Here is a 19,879-nt window from a genome sequence, read left to right on the forward strand (position 1 = left end):
ATGAATTCATAAAACTAACTCTTTTTCTTTATTTAATAAAAATTATTTTTTCAACCAATTATTAGCAAACGTACAATCTTTGTATTCTCCAATAATTTTGATATAAGTATCTTTAATCTTAGTATCAAACCATTTTGCTATCGCATTGATTTGTTTTTCTTTTAATGCTAATTCTTTAATTTTAGTATAATCTTTAGCATAATCAGCTGTATGTTCGTCGATTCTGTTAGTTACAGTTATCAACTTATACGTTTTCTTTCCTTTATCGTCTGTGTTTAAAAGCGGCTGAGAAACTTCATCATCTTTTAAATTTGAAACCTGACCGTATAAAGTTGGATCCATTTTAGTCAATTCAAAACGAGTATCCTGAGTATTAGGATTTATTAATGTTCCTCCATTTGCTCTGGTTTCTTTTTCATCAGATTCTGTTCTTGCAGCGTCTGCAAAAGTCAATTCTTTGCTTACAATTTTAGCTCTAATGTTTGCAATTCTTTCTTTTGCTTCTTTTAAAGCGCTTTCAGAAACGGTTGGAGCAATTAATATATGACGTAATTCTACTTCCTGTCCTTTTATTTTATCTACCATTATAATATGATATCCAAAAGTAGTTTCAAATGGTGCAGAAATTTCGCCTTCCTGTAAACTAAATGCAACATCTTTAAACTCTTTTACAAAAGGTGTTTTACGTGTCATTTTGTAGTAACCGCCATTTGGTGCAGATCCAGGATCCTGAGAATATAAAACAGCTTTTGTTGCAAAGCTTGATCCTTCTAAAACATCTTTTCTAATAGCATTTAATCTATCGATTACTTTTTGTTTGTCTTCTTTAGAAACTTTTGGTTCTACCACAATTTGCGCTACTTCCATTTCAGCTCCAAAAGTTGGTAATTCGTCTTTAGGAATTTTTCTAAAGAAATTACGAACTTCTTCAGGAGTTATTTCTACATCTTTAACAATTTTATCTCTCATTTCAGAAGCCAACTTCTGCTCTTTTAAGATGTCAGCAAAATATGTTTTAAATTCCTCTACAGAACTTTTTTTATAGTATTCTACTACTTTATTGATGTCTCCAACTTGTTGAATCATATAATTCAAACGTTCTTCCATCATACCTCTAACTTCGGCATCACTCACAATAATACTATCCTGAATAGCCTGATGCGCATATAATTTATCTTCAAGAAGTTTACCAAGCATCTGGCATCTTGTAATATCTTTAATATTACCTCCCTGGCTTGAAATCTCTAAATAACCTTTATCAATATCAGAATCTAAAACAATATAATCTCCAACTGTTGCGATAATACCGTCTATTTTTTGTTTACCATGCACTGGTTCTGCAGGCTTTTCAGCTACAACATCCTTAATAATTTCCTGAGCTGAAACTATTGAAGTGAAAAAAAGTAAAAAACACATTGTTAAGACTAACTTGTAATCAATTGTTTTTAGCTGTAATTTTTTTAATAACATTATTTTAAATTTAATTGGATGTTAAAGATCAGTGCTTTAAAATTTAATAAGACCTTATTTGTTCTTTCAAAAGTTATTCTGAAAAATCAAATAGTAAATTTCTTTATCTTATATAAAACGAACAAAAATAACAATTCAATTACATAATACAACTATCAGCCATAGTATTAACAAAAAATTATGTGGATGATAATTAAATCGAATATATAAATGTTTATTCTTTTCATCTGCAGACAAATTACTATGTACTTAATTTAAATTGAAATCTGAAATTTAAATGTTCTGAAAAAGTTTTAAACACTACAACGTTTTCGTTGTAAAACTATTTTCCTACAAAACTAAATCGAATCAAAAAACTCCTACTTTAGATGCGTAATTGATAATTTAAACGTGTAAAAATTAAGAATATCTTATTTTAAAAACTAAAAACTAAACAATTACAAACTTTATTAATTTAACCTTAACCACATCTATTATGAAAAAACCTATTGCAAGATTGTGTTTTGTTATGGCGCTTACAGGATTTTTGTACTCTTGTTCGCAAAACGAAACAAACGATGTTGACTCAAAAACAGAAAGTCAGCAGTTTAAAATCATTAATGTCACACATCACGACGGAAAGCCTTTCAGTACAGGAATATCTTCTTCTCTAACTGGAAAATATGTTGATAACCCAGGTGGAGGAGTTATGATGCAGGCCTTTTATTGGGATGTACCTGCTGGAGGAACTTGGTGGGATACTGTAAAGGGGAAAGTAACCGCTTGGGGAAATGCCGGAATTGGTTCTATTTGGCTCCCACCTGCTTCAAAAGCTCAAAATGGAGCATTCTCTATGGGATATGATCCTACTGATTATTTTGATTTTGGAGATTATAATCAAAACGGAAGCACTCAAACACGATTTGGATCAAAAACTGAATTAGTAAGTTTAATTACAGCTGCTCATAATGAGAATATCAAAGTTTATGCAGATATCGTAATCAATCATAACAGCGGCGGACAATCTGAAGCAAATCCATTTACAGGAACAAATACCTGGACTAATTTTACAGGAGTTGCTTCGGGTAAATTTCCTCGTAACTATAATGATTTTTATAAAAACAGTTACGGAAATAATGACGAAGGCTCTTTTGGAGGGTTTCCTGATTTATGCCACGCTGCACCTAACGTTCAGAACTGGCTGTGGCTGCGTGCTGACGGAGTTGGTAAATATTACAAAAATACTATGAAGTTTGACGGCTGGAGATTCGACTATGTAAAAGGTTTTGGTGCATGGGTTGTAAATGCCTGGAATTCTAATGTTGGAGGGTTTTCTGTAGGAGAATTATGGGATTCTAATGTAAATGTATTAAATGACTGGGCAAACAATGCGAATAGTTCTGTATTTGATTTTGCATGTTATTATAAAATGAATGATGCCTTTGACGGAAATAATCTGGCATTATTAAATGATGATATGATGTGGAAACGCAATCCGTACAAAGCAGTAACTTTTGTAACCAATCATGATACTGACGAAATCTGGAGCAAAATGTTAGCTTACTCCTATATATTAACGCACGAAGGTTATCCAACAATTTTTTATAGAGATTATGAAGAATGGTTAGACAAGAACAAACTTAATAATCTAATCTGGATTCACAACAATAAAGCAACTGGAACAACTTCTATTTTATATTCTGATAATGATGAATATGTTGCCAGAAGAAACGGATACAACGGAAATCCCGGATTGGTTGTTTACATAAACAATTCTGACTCGTGGCAGGAAAGATGGATTCAAACCAATTGGGCAAATACTCAAATTAAAGATTTTACAGGAAACTCATCTTGGTACCCAACTACTCAGGCTGACAAATGGGTAAAAATACAATGCCCTCCAAGAGGATATTCAATTTGGTCAATTAATCAGTAATTTTAAAAATGACTATCTAAGGCTGTTGCAAAACAGCCTTATTTTTTTTCTAAAAATCTCTCAATAGAAAAGACTTCCTAAATTTAAGAAGTGAATATTTTTATAAAGTCGTATTTAATAGTACTTTTGCAACCTATTTATACAAAATATGAGCTTTTTAAAAGAAATACAACGCAGAAGAACATTTGGAATTATCTCGCATCCTGATGCCGGTAAAACTACATTAACGGAAAAGTTACTGTTATTTGGAGGTGCTATTCAGGAAGCTGGAGCGGTAAAAAATAACAAAATTAAAAAAGGAGCAACGAGTGACTTTATGGAAATCGAACGCCAAAGAGGTATCTCGGTTTCAACTTCTGTACTTGCTTTTAATTATAAAGATAAAAAAATCAATATCCTTGATACACCCGGACACAAGGATTTTGCCGAAGATACTTTTAGAACCTTAACTGCTGTTGACAGTGTAATTGTTGTAATTGACGTTGCAAAAGGGGTTGAGGAACAAACAGAAAAACTGGTTGCTGTTTGTAGAATGCGTAATATTCCTATGATTGTTTTCATCAACAAATTAGATCGTGAAGGTAAAGATGCTTTTGATCTAATGGATGAAGTAGAACAAAAATTAGGATTGAAAGTTACTCCTTTAAGTTTCCCTATTGGAATGGGTTATGATTTTCAGGGAATTTATAATCTTTGGGAAGAAAATATTAACCTTTTTAGTGGAGACAGCCGTAAAAATATTGAAGAAACTATTGCCTTTTCTGATGTACAGAACAATCCTGAATTGGATAAAATTGTGGGAGAAAAAGCCGCTAACAAACTTCGTGAAGAGTTAGAATTAATTGATGAAGTTTATCCAAAATTTGAACGTCAGGATTATCTAGATGGAAAAATTCAGCCTGTATTCTTTGGTTCAGCTTTGAACAACTTTGGAGTTCGTGAATTGTTAGATTGTTTCATTACAATCGCTCCGTCTCCAAGAGCAAAAGATTCTGAGACTCGTACAGTTGAACCTACAGAAGAAAAAATGTCTGGATTTGTTTTCAAAATCCACGCAAATATGGATCCTAAACACCGTGATCGTCTGGCTTTTATCAAAATTGTTTCTGGAACTTTTGAAAGAAACAAACCTTACTATCATGTACGCCAAAAAAAGAATTTAAAATTCTCTAGTCCAAATGCATTCTTTGCTGAGAAAAAAGAAATCGTAGACATCTCATATCCAGGTGATATTGTTGGTTTACATGATACTGGAAACTTTAAAATTGGAGATACTTTAACTGAAGGCGAAATCATGAGTTTTAAAGGAATTCCAAGTTTCTCTCCAGAACACTTTAGATACATCAACAACGCCGATCCGATGAAAGCTAAACAATTAGAAAAAGGAGTCGACCAGTTAATGGATGAAGGTGTAGCGCAGTTGTTTACATTAGAAATGAACAATCGTAAAATTATCGGAACCGTTGGAGCACTTCAATATGAGGTAATTCAATATCGTTTAGAGCATGAATACGGCGCAAAATGTACTTATGAAAACTTCCCTGTACATAAGGCATGCTGGGTAAAACCTGACGATTCTAAAAATGAAGAATTCAAAGAATTTAAGCGTATTAAACAAAAATTCCTGGCTCATGATAAATATGGCCAATTAGTTTTCTTAGCCGATTCTGATTTTACAATACAAATGACACAAAGTAAATATCCTACTGTGAAATTATACTTTACATCTGAATTTGATTAATATCCTTTAGATCAAAAATACCAAAAGGCTGTCTATGATTTAGACAGCCTTTTTCATTTACATTCCCCAAAATGTAAATTTAATTATTGCTTTGTGTAATTAATTCCTAATCCGCCAGCAATATAGATTTTAGTAAGTTCTTCTGCTCCAATAATTATATTTTGTGTCAAAACATTATTTTTAACTGACTTTAAATCGAAATCTATTTCTTTTGACAGATAATAATCATTTCCGGTAATTGTAACCATTAGTGATTTACTGTTTTTTAAAATTTTAGTTTCTATCGAAAATTCTCCAGTTTTAGGATTAACTTTTACAGGATTTTGTGAACCGTCAACAGCAAGCATTAAATTAGGGTATGTTTCTCTGTTAAAAGGTTTATTTGTATTTACTTCCAGTAATTTTCCTTTTATAATTATAGAAATTTCTTGATTTGCAGTATGGTTATAAGCCACTTTCCCTACTTTATAAGCATTAGGTTTCGTACAGCTTATTTCTGTTTTAACAGGCTCTTTTTCTTGCGCTGAAAGATTTGACGCCAATAAAACGGATGCTGCAACTGCTGCATATTTTAAAGTATTGATTTTAGAAGTTTCATTGTATTCGAACTGTTCTTCTAACTGTGTAGTTTTTAGTCTCGCACAAATAGATCTGTCTTTATTTTCTGCAATGAATTTAGCAACTTCAGAATTTGTTTTCTTACTTAAATCAATCACATTTTTCATGCAGGAATTACAAAATGAACCATTTGCATTAGGAATCATTTTATCAAAATTTTCAGAACAAGGATTTGCTATTTCTAAGGTGAATTTCTTTTTCATAGTATACTTTATTTAAGTTAAAAAACTTCTGAATCGCTCTTACTTATATAGAGTATATTTTTTATAAAAAGGTTGGGAAGAAAATAAAATATTTTACAATTAAGAAGTTAATCACTTCATTTTCAAAAACAAAAAAAGCGCTAATTAGGTTAGCGCTTTTTTAAACTTTGAATTAAATCAACCTTACTAAGTCATTATATTTCAAAAATTAATCTATCATAGGAACAGCCAATTTAGAATAACAGGACTGCAAAAAGAAATTTTGTCGACTAAAGTAAATTAAATCAGACAAACTACATTTAATTTTCATTATAGAGCAAAAAAAAAGCCCCATTAAAATGGGGCTTTAAAATTTATGCTTGTCCTGCCGGACCAAAATTAAGCGGTATTGGTGCTTGTTCTGTCTCTTTGATCTCGCCGTGGGCTGCTTCAAATCGATGGATATTTTCACCAATTGCTCTCAATAATCTTTTAGCATGTTGTGGTGTCAAGACAATTCTTGACTTTACCTTGGCTTTAGGAATACCCGGCATAATGCTCACAAAATCTAAAACAAACTCCGATGATGAGTGATTAATAATCGCAAGATTAGAATAAATTCCTTCTGCGATAGTTTCGTCTAACTCAATGTTAATTTGCTCTTGTTGTTGTTTCGGATTACTCATAGTTTCCCTAATTAATAAATGTATTCTTCTTTATTAGCCATCATTTCGTTATAATCGTCTTTAGAACCTACGATAGTGTTATCGTATTCTCTCATACCAGTTCCCGCAGGAATTCTGTGTCCAACAATTACATTTTCTTTTAATCCTTCTAGATCATCTACTTTACCAGCTACTGCAGCTTCGTTAAGTACTTTCGTTGTCTCCTGGAATGAAGCCGCAGAAATGAATGATTTAGTTTGTAACGAAGCTCTTGTAATACCTTGTAGAACTGGCGTTGCAGTTGCAGTAATTACGTCTCTTGCTACAACAAGATTTTTATCTGTACGTTTCAATAATGAATTTTCATCACGCAATTCACGAGGAGAAATAATCTGACCTGGTTTCAATACTGAAGAATCTCCAGCATCTTCTACCACTTTCATTCCGTATAATTTATCATTTTGAAGGATAAAGTCTTTAGTATGGATCAATTGATCTTCTAAGAATAGAGTATCTCCTGGATCTTCAACTTTTACTTTACGCATCATTTGACGAATTACAACCTCAAAGTGCTTGTCATTAATTTTTACCCCTTGTAAACGGTAAACCTCTTGAATTTCATTTACCAAGTACTGTTGAACAGCCGCTGGTCCTTGAATTCTTAAGATATCATCTGGTGTAATTGCACCATCAGACAATGGAACTCCCGCTCTTACGAAGTCATTTTCTTGTACTAAGATTTGGCTTGAAAGTTTAACTAAATACTTTTTAATCTCACCAAATTTAGATTCGATAACGATCTCACGGTTACCTCTCTTAATTTTTCCAAAAGATACAACTCCATCAATTTCAGATACAACTGCTGGGTTTGAAGGGTTACGAGCCTCAAGAAGCTCAGTAATTCTTGGTAAACCTCCCGTGATATCGCCTGCTTTAGAAGAACGACGAGGGATTTTTACTAATACTTTACCTGCTTTAATTTTTTCACCATTTTCAACCATTAAGTGTGCACCTACTGGTAAGTTGTAAGAACGAATCAATTCACCTTCTTTACCATAAACTAATAAAGTTGGGATTAATTTTTTGTTTCTAGCCTCAGAAATTACTTTTTCCTGGAAACCAGTCTGCTCATCGATCTCAACCATGAATGATTGTCCTTGTTCTAAATCTTCGTAAGCAATCTTACCAGTAAACTCAGAAACAATTACACCATTATAAGGGTCCCATTTACAAATTACAGTTCCTTTTCCAACAGTTTCTCCATCTTTAACAAAGATACTAGAACCATAAGGAATATTATGTGTATTTAAGACGATACCAGTTCCTTCATCAACTAATTTTAATTCAGTTGAACGTGATACTACGATATCAACCGCATTACCTTCACTGTCTTCACCTTTAACTGTTTTTAAATCTTCAATCTCAAGTCTACCTGCGAATCTTGTAACAATACTAGACTCTTCAGAGATACCTCCAGCAACCCCTCCAACGTGGAACGTACGAAGTGTTAACTGTGTACCTGGCTCTCCAATAGACTGAGCAGCAATAACTCCAACAGCTTCACCTCTTTGTGTCATCTTACCAGTAGCTAAGTTTCTACCGTAACATTTAGCACAAATACCTTTTAAAGCCTCACAAGTTAATGGAGATCTAACTTCTACTTTTTCAATTGGAGAAGCTTCGATAGTTTTCACAATTGCCTCAGTAATTTGCTGGCCTGATTGAACCATTACTTCATTAGTAAGAGGATTGATAACGTCTTGTAATGCAACACGTCCTAAAATTCTCTCTCCTAAAGATTCAACGATTTCCTCATTTTTCTTCAATGCAGCAACTTCAACACCTCTAAGAGTTCCACAATCTTCGATGTTAACAATAACATCTTGAGAAACGTCATGAAGCCTTCTTGTCAAGTAACCAGCATCGGCCGTTTTAAGAGCCGTATCCGCAAGACCTTTACGAGCACCGTGAGTAGAAATGAAGTACTCAAGGATCGAAAGACCTTCCTTAAAGTTAGAAAGAATCGGGTTTTCAATAATCTCACCACCACCAGCAGTAGATTTTTTAGGCTTAGCCATCAAACCACGCATACCAGTTAACTGACGAATCTGCTCCTTAGAACCCCTCGCCCCAGAGTCAAGCATCATATATACAGAGTTGAAACCTTGTTGGTCTTCTCTAATATTTTTCATTGCTAATTCTGTTAACTGAGCATTTGCTGAAGTCCATACGTCAATAACTTGGTTGTAACGCTCGTTATTTGTGATAAGACCCATGTTATAGTTAGTTGAGATACCTTCAACTTGTTCTCTGGCATCTGCAATTAACTTCGTTTTTTGTTCTGGGATTCTAATATCACCTAAAGAGAATGATAAACCTCCTCTAAATGCGAATTTATAACCCATATCTTTCATATTATCCAAGAAAGCTGCCGTTGTAGGTACATCAGTCACACTTAAAATGTGTCCGATAATATCTCTAAGGTTTTTCTTAGTCAATACGTCATTGATATATCCAGCTGCTTCAGGTACTACTTCGTTAAATAATACACGTCCTGCAGTTGTTTGAATGATTTTGTACACTAATTCTCCAGCGTCATTAAAATCTTTTGCTCTAATTTTAACACGAGCATTTAGTTCTAATCTTCCTTCGTTTAATGCAATGTTTACTTCTTCAGCAGAATAGAAAGTCAAATCTTGACCTAAAATAATGTGATCTTCTGTAGAAATACGTTCTTTGGTCATATAGTACAGACCCAAGACCATGTCCTGAGAAGGTACAGTAATTGGAGCACCATTTGCAGGGTTCAAAATATTATGAGAAGCCAACATTAATAATTGAGCCTCTAAAATAGCCTCTGGTCCTAATGGTAAGTGAACCGCCATCTGGTCACCATCGAAATCGGCGTTGAAAGCCGTACATACTAATGGGTGTAACTGGATTGCTTTTCCTTCAATTAATTTTGGCTGGAAAGCCTGAATACCAAGTCTGTGCAAAGTAGGAGCACGGTTCAGTAATACTGGGTGTCCTTTAATTACATTTTCTAAAATATCCCAAACTACTGGCTCTTTTTTGTCAATGATTTTCTTAGCAGATTTTACTGTTTTTACAATACCTCTTTCAATCAATTTACGGATAACGAAAGGTTTGTATAATTCAGAAGCCATATCTTTTGGCAATCCGCACTCATATAATTTTAACTCTGGACCAACAACAATTACCGAACGAGCAGAATAATCCACACGTTTACCAAGTAAGTTTTGACGGAAACGTCCTTGCTTACCTTTTAATGAGTCAGATAATGATTTTAATGGTCTGTTTGATTCTGTCTTAACAGCAGAAGCTTTACGAGTGTTATCAAATAATGAATCTACAGATTCTTGTAACATACGTTTCTCGTTTCTTAAGATAACTTCAGGAGCTTTAATCTCCATTAATCTTTTCAAACGGTTGTTACGGATGATTACACGACGGTATAAGTCGTTCAAATCTGAAGTTGCAAAACGACCTCCATCAAGTGGCACAAGTGGACGTAATTCTGGTGGGATAACTGGAACCACTTTCATGATCATCCATTCTGGACGGTTTTCGCGGTTTTCGTTAGACTCACGGAAAGACTCAACAACTTGTAATCTTTTTAAAGCTTCAGTTTTACGTTGTTTAGATGTTTCGTTGTTAGCGCTGTGTCTTAATTCATAAGATAAAGCATCTAAGTCGATACGAGCTAATAAATCCATAATACACTCTGCTCCCATTTTGGCAACAAATTTATTTGGATCTAAATCATCTAAATATTGGTTTTCTTGTGGAAGAGTATCTAAAATATTTAGGTATTCTTCTTCAGTTAAGAAATCAAGTCTTTGTAAAGATTCTCCATCTGCATTTTTAGCAATACCCGCTTGGATAACTACGTATCTTTCGTAGTAAATGATCATATCTAATTTCTTAGATGGAAGACCAAGGATATAACCAATTTTGTTTGGAAGAGAACGGAAGTACCAGATATGAGCAATTGGCACAACAAGGTTGATGTGTCCTACTCTATCACGACGTACTTTTTTCTCAGTAACTTCAACACCACAACGGTCGCAGATGATACCTTTGTAACGAATTCTTTTATACTTACCACAAGCACATTCGAAATCTTTTACTGGTCCGAAGATTCTTTCGCAGAAAAGTCCGTCACGCTCTGGTTTGTGAGTTCTATAGTTAATAGTTTCTGGCTTTAAAACCTCTCCTCTTGATTCTTTCAAGATAGATTCTGGTGAAGCCAATCCAATAGAAATTTTATTAAATCTTTTTACTGGATTCTTATCTTTATTATTGTTTCTGTTATTCATCATAGTTTTTACTATTGATTTATTTGCAATTAAAAAATTGATTCTTATCCTAGTCGAAAGTCAAATGTCATAAAGTTATAAAGTCATGAACGACTTTAGACTTTGGACTTTTAAACTTTTGACTTAAAACACTACCTCGGGTTACTTCTCTAAACCTCAAATTTTTATTTGAAGTGCTAGTTATAAAATGCCTTGCATTGTTATAAAAAATCGGAACGGTTTACGGGTATAAATCTTTAAAAACTTCTAACATTTAGTAAACAGTCTCAGTCCCAGTGTTCAGCGCTAAACTGAATACTGAGACTGTAACTGGAAACTTTTTATTTATTCTTCCAAACGAAGATCTAATCCTAGACCTTTCAATTCGTGCATTAATACATTGAATGATTCTGGTAAACCTGGTTCTGGCATAGTTTCTCCCTTAACGATAGCTTCGTAAGTTTTAGCTCTACCAATAACGTCATCAGACTTAACAGTTAAGATTTCACGTAGTGTACTAGAAGCTCCATAAGCCTCAAGTGCCCAAACCTCCATCTCTCCAAAACGCTGACCTCCAAATTGAGCCTTACCTCCAAGTGGCTGCTGCGTAATCAATGAGTATGGTCCGATAGAACGTGCGTGCATCTTATCATCAACCATGTGTCCTAATTTAAGCATGTAAATTACACCCACAGTTGCTTTTTGTGCAAAACGCTCTCCAGTTCCACCATCATAAAGATATGTATGTCCGAAACGTGGTACATTAGCCTCATCAGTCAAAGCATTGATTTCGTCAAGAGAAGCACCGTCGAAGATTGGAGTAGCAAATTTTCTACCCAAATTCATACCAGCCCATCCAAGAACAGTCTCATAAATCTGACCAATGTTCATACGTGAAGGTACCCCAAGTGGATTCAATACGATATCTACTGGTGTTCCATCTTCTAAGAAAGGCATATCTTCATGACGAACGATTCTAGCAACAATACCTTTGTTACCGTGACGACCCGCCATTTTATCACCAACTTTTAACTTACGTTTTTTAGCGATATAGATTTTAGCCAATTTCAAGATTCCAGATGGTAATTCATCTCCAACTGTAATAGTGAATTTCTCTCTTCTTAAAGCTCCTTGTAAGTCGTTCAGCTTAATTTTATAGTTATGAATTAAATCATTAACCATTTTATTAGTAGCATCATCAGCAACCCATTGACCTTTGCTTAAGTGAGCAAAATCTTCTACTGCGTAAAGCATTTTTTGAGTATATTTTTTACCTTTTGGTAAAACTTCTTCACCCAAATCATTCATTACACCTTGAGATGTTTTTCCGTTAACGATCAAGAATAATTTCTCAACCAATCTGTCTTTTAATTCAACAAATTTAGTTTCGAACTCCATTTCTAAAGCGCCTAAAGCATCTTTATCCTGAGTACGTTTACGTTTATCTTTTACGGCTCTTGCAAATAATTTTTTGTCAAGAACTACACCATGTAAAGATGGAGAAGCTTTTAATGAAGCATCTTTTACATCACCTGCTTTATCTCCGAAGATTGCACGAAGCAATTTCTCCTCTGGAGTTGGATCTGATTCTCCTTTTGGTGTAATTTTTCCGATTAGAATGTCGCCAGGTTTAACCTCTGCTCCAATTCTGATCATACCGTTTTCATCTAAATCTTTAGTAGCTTCTTCAGAAACGTTAGGAATATCGTTTGTTAACTCTTCGTTTCCTAACTTAGTATCTCTAACCTCTAATGAATAATCATCAACGTGGATAGAAGTAAAAATATCATCACGAACTACTTTTTCAGAAATTACAATCGCATCCTCGAAGTTGTACCCTTTCCATGGCATGAACGCAACTTTTAAGTTTCTACCTAAAGCTAATTCTCCATTTTGAGTAGCATATCCTTCAGACAATACTTGACCAGGAACAACTCTGTCACCTCTTCTTACGATTGGTTTCAAGTTGATACTTGTACCTTGATTGGTTTTTCTAAATTTAATTAAGTTGTACGTTTTCTCATCAGCATCAAAACTAACCATTCTCTCGTCTTCTGTACGATCGTATTTAATAGTAATGATATTAGCATCTACATATTCAACAGTACCATGCCCTTCAGCATTGATCAATACTCTTGAATCTGAAGCTACCTGACGCTCTAAACCTGTACCAACAATCGGTGCTTCAGGACGGATCAAAGGAACTGCCTGACGCATCATGTTTGATCCCATCAACGCACGGTTCGCATCATCATGCTCCAAGAAAGGAATCAAAGATGCAGAAATCGAAGCGATCTGGTTAGGAGCAACGTCTGTATAATGAACTACAGATGGCTCAACAACCGGGAAGTCACCTTCCTCACGAGCAATTACATTGCTAGCTGTAATTTTACCAGTTTCGTCCATTTCAATGTTTGCCTGAGCAATCATTTTACCTTCTTCTTCTTCAGCACTTAAGTAAATTGGAGTACTTTCTAAATCAACTACACCATTAGTTACTTTACGGTATGGAGTTTCGATGAATCCCATTCCGTTAACTTTTGCATAAACACCTAGAGATGAAATCAAACCAATGTTTGGTCCCTCAGGAGTTTCAATCGGACATAAACGACCATAGTGAGTATAGTGAACGTCACGAACCTCGAAACCAGCTCTCTCTCTCGAAAGTCCACCTGGTCCAAGTGCAGAAAGTCTTCTTTTGTGTGTAATCTCAGCTAATGGATTCGTTTGGTCCATAAATTGAGATAACTGGTTAGTACCAAAGAAAGAGTTGATAACTGATGATAATGTTTTAGCATTAATCAAATCAATTGGTGTAAACACCTCGTTATCTCTAACGTTCATTCTCTCACGAATAGTTCTAGCCATACGTGCTAAACCAACACCGAATTGTTGAGACAATTGTTCACCAACTGTTCTAACACGACGGTTTGATAAGTGGTCGATATCATCAATCTCTGCTTTAGAGTTGATCAACTCGATCAAATATTTAACGATTGTAATGATATCTTCTTTAGTAAGCACTTGCTTATCCATAGGGATATCTAAATCTAATTTTTTGTTCATTCTGTAACGACCAACTTCACCTAAGTTATAACGTTGATCAGAGAAGAACAATTTATCTATAATACCACGAGCAGTCTCCTCATCAGGCGGTTCAGCGTTACGCAACTGACGGTAAATGTGCTCTACAGCTTCTTTTTCAGAGTTTGTTGGATCTTTTTGTAATGTGTTGTGGATAATAGCATAATCTGCTTGATTATTATCCTCTTTGTGTAACAAAATAGATTTTACGTTAGAATCGATGATCTCTTCAACATTATCTTTGTCGATAATTGTATCACGGTCAAGGATGATTTCGTTACGCTCGATAGAAACTACCTCTCCAGTATCCTCATCTACGAAATCCTCGTGCCATGTGTTCAAAACACGCGCGGCAAGTCTTCTTCCAATATATTTCTTAATACCTGTTTTAGAAACTTTAATTTCTTCTGCTAAGTCGAAAATTTCAAGGATATCCTTATCTCTTTCGAAACCGATAGCACGGAATAAAGTTGTAACAGGTAATTTTTTCTTTCTATCGATATACGCGTACATTACGCTGTTGATATCTGTAGAAAATTCTATCCAAGATCCTTTAAAAGGAATTACTCTCGCAGAATAAAGTTTAGTTCCATTTGCGTGGAATGACTGTCCAAAGAAAACCCCTGGAGAACGGTGTAATTGAGATACTACAACACGCTCGGCACCATTAATAACAAAAGTACCACTAGGAGTCATGTAAGGAATTGTTCCAAGATAAACATCTTGTACAATTGTTTCAAAATCTTCGTGTTCTGGATCTGTACAGTATAGTTTTAACCTAGCTTTTAAAGGCACACTATAAGTAAGACCTCTCTCTATACATTCTTGAATTGTATAACGTGGCGGATCAACAAAATAATCTAGGAATTCCAATACAAAGTTATTTCTTGTATCTGTAATTGGGAAGTTTTCCATGAAGGTGTTGTATAACCCTTCGTTGCCTCTTTCGTCAGATTTCGTTTCTAATTGAAAGAAATCTTTAAAAGATTTAACCTGAACATCTAAGAAATCTGGATAGTCAGGGATATTTTTTGTAGAGGCAAAATTCAATCTTTCAGTCTGATTTGTTATCATCAATGGACAAAATTTTGATTAAAAAAAAGTAATTTTTGTTTGTGTAAACACACTGTTTAATCTATACTTTCTTATTATAATCAATACATCTTTAAAAATAAAACATAAAAAAAGTTCAATTTTCTTTCTTCGTATTGATCTAAAACTTTTTCGTATTTTAAACTATGGGATAATAAAACTTAATATATTTTATTATACGAAAAATGGTTTAGGTCTTTGAGTGTTAACTCAAGACCTAAACCTAGTTCTTAAACTGAGTTTAATTATTTAAGCTCAACAGTAGCTCCAGCCTCTTCTAAAGATTTTTTAAGACCTTCAGCCTCTTCTTTAGAAACACCTTCTTTAACGTTGCTTGGTGCACCGTCAACTACATCTTTAGCTTCTTTAAGACCTAAACCAGTTAATTCTTTAACTAATTTTACAACTGCTAATTTAGAAGCTCCTGCATCTTTTAATACAACTGTAAATTCAGTTTGTGCTTCTTCAGCAGCACCGTCTCCACCACCAGCAGCAACTACTACAGCTGCAGCAGCAGGCTCGATTCCGTACTCATCTTTTAATATTGTTGCTAATTCGTTAACTTCTTTAACTGTTAAGTTAACTAATTGTTCTGCGAATTGTTTCAAATCTGCCATTTTTTCTATCGTTTAAAATGATTTGTGTAAAAAATATAATTTAATTATTGTGCGCTAATTAAGCAGTAAGGAAGCAAACTCCCTTACGATAATTACTCTGCTCCTTCTTCTTCGCTTCCTGCGAATTTGTTTTGTAAAGCAGAAATAATTCTTTGAGCTGGAGATTGTAATAATCCAATGATTTCTCCAATAAGCTCTTCTTTAGATTTAATTGTAGCTAACGCATCTAATTGGTTATCTCCAATATATACTTCAGAATTGATGTAAGCTCCTTTTAAAACTGGTTTATCAGATTTCTTACGGAAATCTTTAATAATTTTTCCAGGTGCATTAGCAACATCAGAAATAAATATAGCACTGTTACCTGATAAAACTGTAGGTAAATCACCATAATCATTAGAAGAAGCTTCCATTGCTTTTGCAAGCAAAGTGTTCTTTACAACCTCTAATTTGATACCTGCTTTAAAACAAGCTCTACGTAAGTTTGAAGTTGTCTCTGCGTTTAAACCAGAAATATCAGAAATGTAAATGATATTTGTACCAGCTAACTGCGCAGTTAAATTTTCAATCGCGATTGATTTTTCTTCTCTAGTCATACTAAAAATTTTTAACTACCAATTATACTGCTTTTGGGTCTAATGCAATAGCAGGACTCATTGTGCTTGTAAGGTGAATACCTTTGATGTATGTACCTTTAGCAGCAGTTGGTTTAAGTTTTATTAATGTTTGAATAATTTCGTGTGCGTTGTCAACAATCTGCTCAGCTCCAAAAGAAACTTTACCGATTCCTGCGTGTACGATACCAGTTTTATCAACTTTAAAGTCAATTTTACCAGCTTTAACTTCTTGAACAGCTTTAGCAACATCCATAGTTACTGTACCTGTTTTAGGGTTTGGCATTAAACCTCTAGGTCCTAAAATACGACCTAATGGACCTAATTTACCCATAACAGCAGGCATAGTAATGATCACATCAACATCTGTCCAACCATCTTTGATTTTTTGTAAGTAATCATCAAGACCAACATGATCTGCTCCAGCTTCTCTTGCTTCAGCCTCTTTATCTGGAGTAACCAATGCTAATACTTTAACATCCTTTCCTGTTCCGTGAGGTAAAGTTACCACACCTCTAACCATTTGATTCGCTTTTCTTGGATCTACACCCAAACGAACTGCGATATCAACAGACTCATCAAATTTTGCAGAAGCAACAACTTTCAATAATGCCGCGGCATCTTTTAGAGAGTATAATTTGTTCTTTTCAATTTTTGAAGCAGCCTCTTTTTGCTTTTTTGTTAATTTTGCCATGTCTTTTTCTTAATTAAAAAGGAGCATCTCCTGATACAGTTATACCCATAGATCTAGCCGTTCCAGCAACCATACTCATAGCTTTTTCAATTGTAAAAGCATTTAAGTCTGGCATTTTGTCTTCAGCAATAGTTCTAATTTGTTCCCAAGTAACGCTAGCTACTTTTTTACGATTAGGCTCACCAGAACCAGATTTTAGCTTTGCAGCTTCCATTAACTGAACTGCTGCTGGAGGAGTCTTAACAACAAAATCAAATGATTTGTCTTTGTACACAGTGATTTGCACTGGACAAATTTTGCCAGGTTTATCCTGAGTTCTAGCATTGAACTGCTTACAAAACTCCATGATATTAACCCCAGCAGCTCCTAAAGCAGGTCCAACCGGTGGCGACGGGTTCGCAGCACCTCCCTTAACTTGTAGTTTAACTACCTTACTAATTTCTTTAGCCATTTTTAAAAAATTTATCACTGTAATCAATGGAAGCGATTACAATGGTTTATTATAGTGTAACAAAAAATTATACTTTTTCTACTTGCATAAAACTTAATTCTAATGGAGTTTTTCTTCCGAAAATCTTAACCATTACTTCAAGTTTACGCTTTTCTTCATTGATTTTCTCAACCGTACCATTAAAACCATTAAAAGGACCATCGATCACTTTTACTGTTTCACCTAAGCTGAACGGAATTGATCTTGTATCTGTATTCACAGCAAGTTCATCCACTTTACCTAACATACGATTTACCTCTGAAAGTCTTAAAGGAACAGGTTCTCCGCCTTTAATTTCTCCTAAGAAACCAATCACACTAGTAATAGATTTAATAATATGAGGTATCTCACCAACTAAGTTAGCTTCAATCATAACATATCCAGGGAAATAAACTTTATCCTTAGACATTTTTTTCCCTTCTTTTACTGTAACCACTTTTTCAGTAGGTACTAAAACTTGAGAAACATAATCCTCCATCCCTAGTCTGGCAATCTCAGTTTCGATGTAAGCTTTAACCTTATTTTCTTGGCCGCTTACAGCTCTAACTACATACCATTTTTTCACATTATTATCTGCCATCACAAAAAAATTATCCTTTTAACCAGTTAAAAAATCCAGCCAAAGCTTTTGCAAAAAATTCGTCTACTCCCCATGTTGCCAAAGCAAATAGAATCGAAAATACAGCCACAACAATTGTCAATTTTTGAACCTCAGCCCAAGCAGGCCAAGTAACATTTGACTTTAACTCTTCGAAAGCCTCTGATAAATAATTAGTAACTTTTGTCATTTGATATATTTTTTATTGCACGGGCGGAGGGATTCGAACCCCCATCAACGGTTTTGGAGACCGCTATTCTACCCTTGAACTACGCCCGTAATTAAAAAAGCCAGTGAATTCAGTTAAGATATCAACTGGCTTTTGTTTTTATTATTATAGATTACTCTACGATTTCAGTAACTTGTCCAGCACCAACTGTTCTACCACCTTCACGGATAGCGAAACGTAAACCTACGTTCATAGCGATTGGACTTAATAAAGCAACCTCAATAGTTAAGTTATCACCTGGCATTACCATCTCTACACCTGCTGGTAAAGAAATAACTCCTGTTACGTCAGTTGTACGTACGTAGAACTGTGGACGGTAGTTATTGTGGAATGGAGTGTGACGTCCACCTTCTTCTTTTTTCAAGATATAAACCTCAGCTTTGAATTTAGCGTGTGGTTTTACTGAACCTGGCTTAATAATAACCATACCTCTTTTGATATCAGCTTTATCAATACCTCTTAACAATAAACCTACGTTATCTCCAGCTTCACCTCTATCAAGGATTTTACGGAACATCTCAACTCCTGTAATAGTAGAAGTTAATTTTTCAGCTCCCATACCGATGATCTCAACAGGATCTCCAGTGTTAGCAACTCCAGTTTCGATACGACCTGTAGCAACAGTTCCACGACCTGTAATTGTAAATACGTCCTCAACTGGCATCAAGAATGGTTTAGCAACGTCACGTACTGGCTCTTCGATCCAGTTATCAACAGCTTCCATTAATTCGATAATTTTAGGTACCCAGTTTGGATCATTGTTTAATCCTCCTAAAGCAGAACCTTGAACTACAGGACCATTATCTCCATCATATTCGTAGAAAGATAATAAATCTCTAATTTCCATTTCAACAAGCTCTAACAACTCAGCATCATCAACCATATCCACTTTGTTCATGAAAACAACGATTCTTGGAATACCAACCTGACGTCCTAAAAGGATGTGCTCACGAGTTTGTGGCATTGGACCATCTGTAGCAGCAACTACTAAGATAGCACCGTCCATTTGAGCAGCACCAGTAACCATGTTCTTTACGTAATCCGCGTGACCTGGACAGTCAACGTGAGCGTAGTGACGGTTAGCTGTTTCGTACTCTACGTGTGATGTATTAATAGTAATACCTCTTTCTTTCTCCTCTGGAGCGTTATCGATTTGATCAAACGATTTTGCTTGACAGTAACCAGCATCTGACAATACTTTTGTAATTGCAGCAGTTAATGTAGTTTTTCCGTGATCTACGTGTCCAATTGTACCTATGTTTAAGTGCGGTTTGGAACGATTAAAATTCTCCTTTGCCATTTTACTTAATTTTTAATCTTAGTTATATATTAATTTTCAATTTCCTACTTACTTGAGCCAATGTCGGGATTTGAACCCGAGACCTCTTCCTTACCAAGGAAGCACTCTACCCCTGAGCTACACCGGCAGAGAGTTCTGATTTTAGATTTTTGAATTCTGATTTTAGACTTTTAAAAACCTAAAATCTAAAATCCGAAATCTTAAACTTCTTTTTTTTGTGGGGAGAGCAGGATTCGAACCTGCGAAGTTCA

The 19,879-nt window shown here is 34.8% G+C and carries 14 protein-coding genes and 2 tRNA genes; 2 read left to right on the forward strand and 14 right to left on the reverse strand.

Annotated elements, in window-relative coordinates:
- Nucleotides 1–42: 42 nt before the first annotated feature.
- Complete coding sequence (locus tag ACTJIW_RS11900) at nt 43–1,470, reverse strand: peptidylprolyl isomerase (protein WP_012024021.1); 1,428 nt, start codon at nt 1,468–1,470, stop codon at nt 43–45.
- A gap of 475 nt (nt 1,471–1,945) precedes the next feature.
- Here ACTJIW_RS11900 and ACTJIW_RS11905 point away from each other — a divergent pair, with 475 nt between their 5' ends.
- Together ACTJIW_RS11905 and ACTJIW_RS11910 are read left to right on the forward strand one after the other, a co-directional pair.
- Nucleotides 1,946–3,385 (forward strand): alpha-amylase, encoded by a 1,440-nt coding sequence (locus ACTJIW_RS11905; protein WP_440714340.1) that lies wholly within the window; start codon nt 1,946–1,948, stop codon nt 3,383–3,385.
- A gap of 148 nt (nt 3,386–3,533) precedes the next feature.
- The gene (locus tag ACTJIW_RS11910) at nt 3,534–5,126 is read left to right on the forward strand and encodes a peptide chain release factor 3 (RefSeq protein ID WP_012024019.1); all 1,593 of its coding nucleotides are present in this window, start codon (nt 3,534–3,536) and stop codon (nt 5,124–5,126) included.
- A gap of 83 nt (nt 5,127–5,209) precedes the next feature.
- Here ACTJIW_RS11910 and ACTJIW_RS11915 read toward each other — a convergent pair whose 3' ends face one another.
- From ACTJIW_RS11915 to ACTJIW_RS11975, 13 genes are all read right to left on the reverse strand, one after another.
- A complete protein-coding gene (locus ACTJIW_RS11915) occupies nt 5,210–5,947 on the reverse strand; it encodes a hypothetical protein (RefSeq protein ID WP_440714341.1) in 738 nt (245 codons plus the stop codon).
- A 353-nt stretch (nt 5,948–6,300) separates the two neighbouring features.
- Nucleotides 6,301–6,612 (reverse strand): DUF3467 domain-containing protein, encoded by a 312-nt coding sequence (locus ACTJIW_RS11920; RefSeq protein ID WP_012024017.1) that lies wholly within the window; start codon nt 6,610–6,612, stop codon nt 6,301–6,303.
- Nucleotides 6,613–6,623: 11 nt separating this feature from the next.
- Nucleotides 6,624–10,934 (reverse strand): DNA-directed RNA polymerase subunit beta', encoded by a 4,311-nt coding sequence (gene rpoC, locus ACTJIW_RS11925; protein ID WP_012024016.1) that lies wholly within the window; start codon nt 10,932–10,934, stop codon nt 6,624–6,626.
- Between the two features lie 321 nt (nt 10,935–11,255).
- The gene (gene rpoB, locus ACTJIW_RS11930) at nt 11,256–15,068 is read right to left on the reverse strand and encodes a DNA-directed RNA polymerase subunit beta (RefSeq protein ID WP_121362078.1); all 3,813 of its coding nucleotides are present in this window, start codon (nt 15,066–15,068) and stop codon (nt 11,256–11,258) included.
- 263 nt (nt 15,069–15,331) lie between these two features.
- Nucleotides 15,332–15,703 carry a 50S ribosomal protein L7/L12 gene (gene rplL, locus ACTJIW_RS11935; protein ID WP_008466917.1) on the reverse strand — a complete coding sequence of 124 codons (372 nt, stop codon included), beginning with the start codon at nt 15,701–15,703 and terminating at the stop codon, nt 15,332–15,334.
- A gap of 92 nt (nt 15,704–15,795) precedes the next feature.
- Nucleotides 15,796–16,299: a 50S ribosomal protein L10 gene (gene rplJ / locus ACTJIW_RS11940; protein WP_012024014.1), complete on the reverse strand. Its 504-nt coding sequence runs from the start codon at nt 16,297–16,299 to the stop codon at nt 15,796–15,798.
- Between the two features lie 22 nt (nt 16,300–16,321).
- Complete coding sequence (gene rplA / locus ACTJIW_RS11945; RefSeq protein WP_012024013.1) at nt 16,322–17,011, reverse strand: 50S ribosomal protein L1; 690 nt, start codon at nt 17,009–17,011, stop codon at nt 16,322–16,324.
- Between the two features lie 13 nt (nt 17,012–17,024).
- Nucleotides 17,025–17,462: a 50S ribosomal protein L11 gene (gene rplK, locus ACTJIW_RS11950; protein ID WP_008466923.1), complete on the reverse strand. Its 438-nt coding sequence runs from the start codon at nt 17,460–17,462 to the stop codon at nt 17,025–17,027.
- Between the two features lie 67 nt (nt 17,463–17,529).
- Nucleotides 17,530–18,081, reverse strand: a complete 552-nt coding sequence (gene nusG, locus ACTJIW_RS11955) for a transcription termination/antitermination protein NusG (protein ID WP_012024012.1) — start codon at nt 18,079–18,081, stop codon at nt 17,530–17,532.
- A 10-nt stretch (nt 18,082–18,091) separates the two neighbouring features.
- Nucleotides 18,092–18,289, reverse strand: a complete 198-nt coding sequence (secE, locus tag ACTJIW_RS11960; RefSeq protein ID WP_008466927.1) for a preprotein translocase subunit SecE — start codon at nt 18,287–18,289, stop codon at nt 18,092–18,094.
- A gap of 18 nt (nt 18,290–18,307) precedes the next feature.
- Nucleotides 18,308–18,378 (reverse strand) — tRNA-Trp (locus ACTJIW_RS11965).
- A 62-nt stretch (nt 18,379–18,440) separates the two neighbouring features.
- Nucleotides 18,441–19,628, reverse strand: a complete 1,188-nt coding sequence (tuf, locus tag ACTJIW_RS11970) for an elongation factor Tu (RefSeq protein ID WP_012024011.1) — start codon at nt 19,626–19,628, stop codon at nt 18,441–18,443.
- A gap of 55 nt (nt 19,629–19,683) precedes the next feature.
- A tRNA-Thr gene (locus ACTJIW_RS11975) sits at nt 19,684–19,755 on the reverse strand.
- Nucleotides 19,756–19,879: the final 124 nt, after the last annotated feature.

Source organism: Flavobacterium sp. 22659, from assembly GCF_052044235.1.
In the GTDB taxonomy this organism is placed as follows: Bacteria; Bacteroidota; Bacteroidia; order Flavobacteriales; family Flavobacteriaceae; genus Flavobacterium; species Flavobacterium johnsoniae.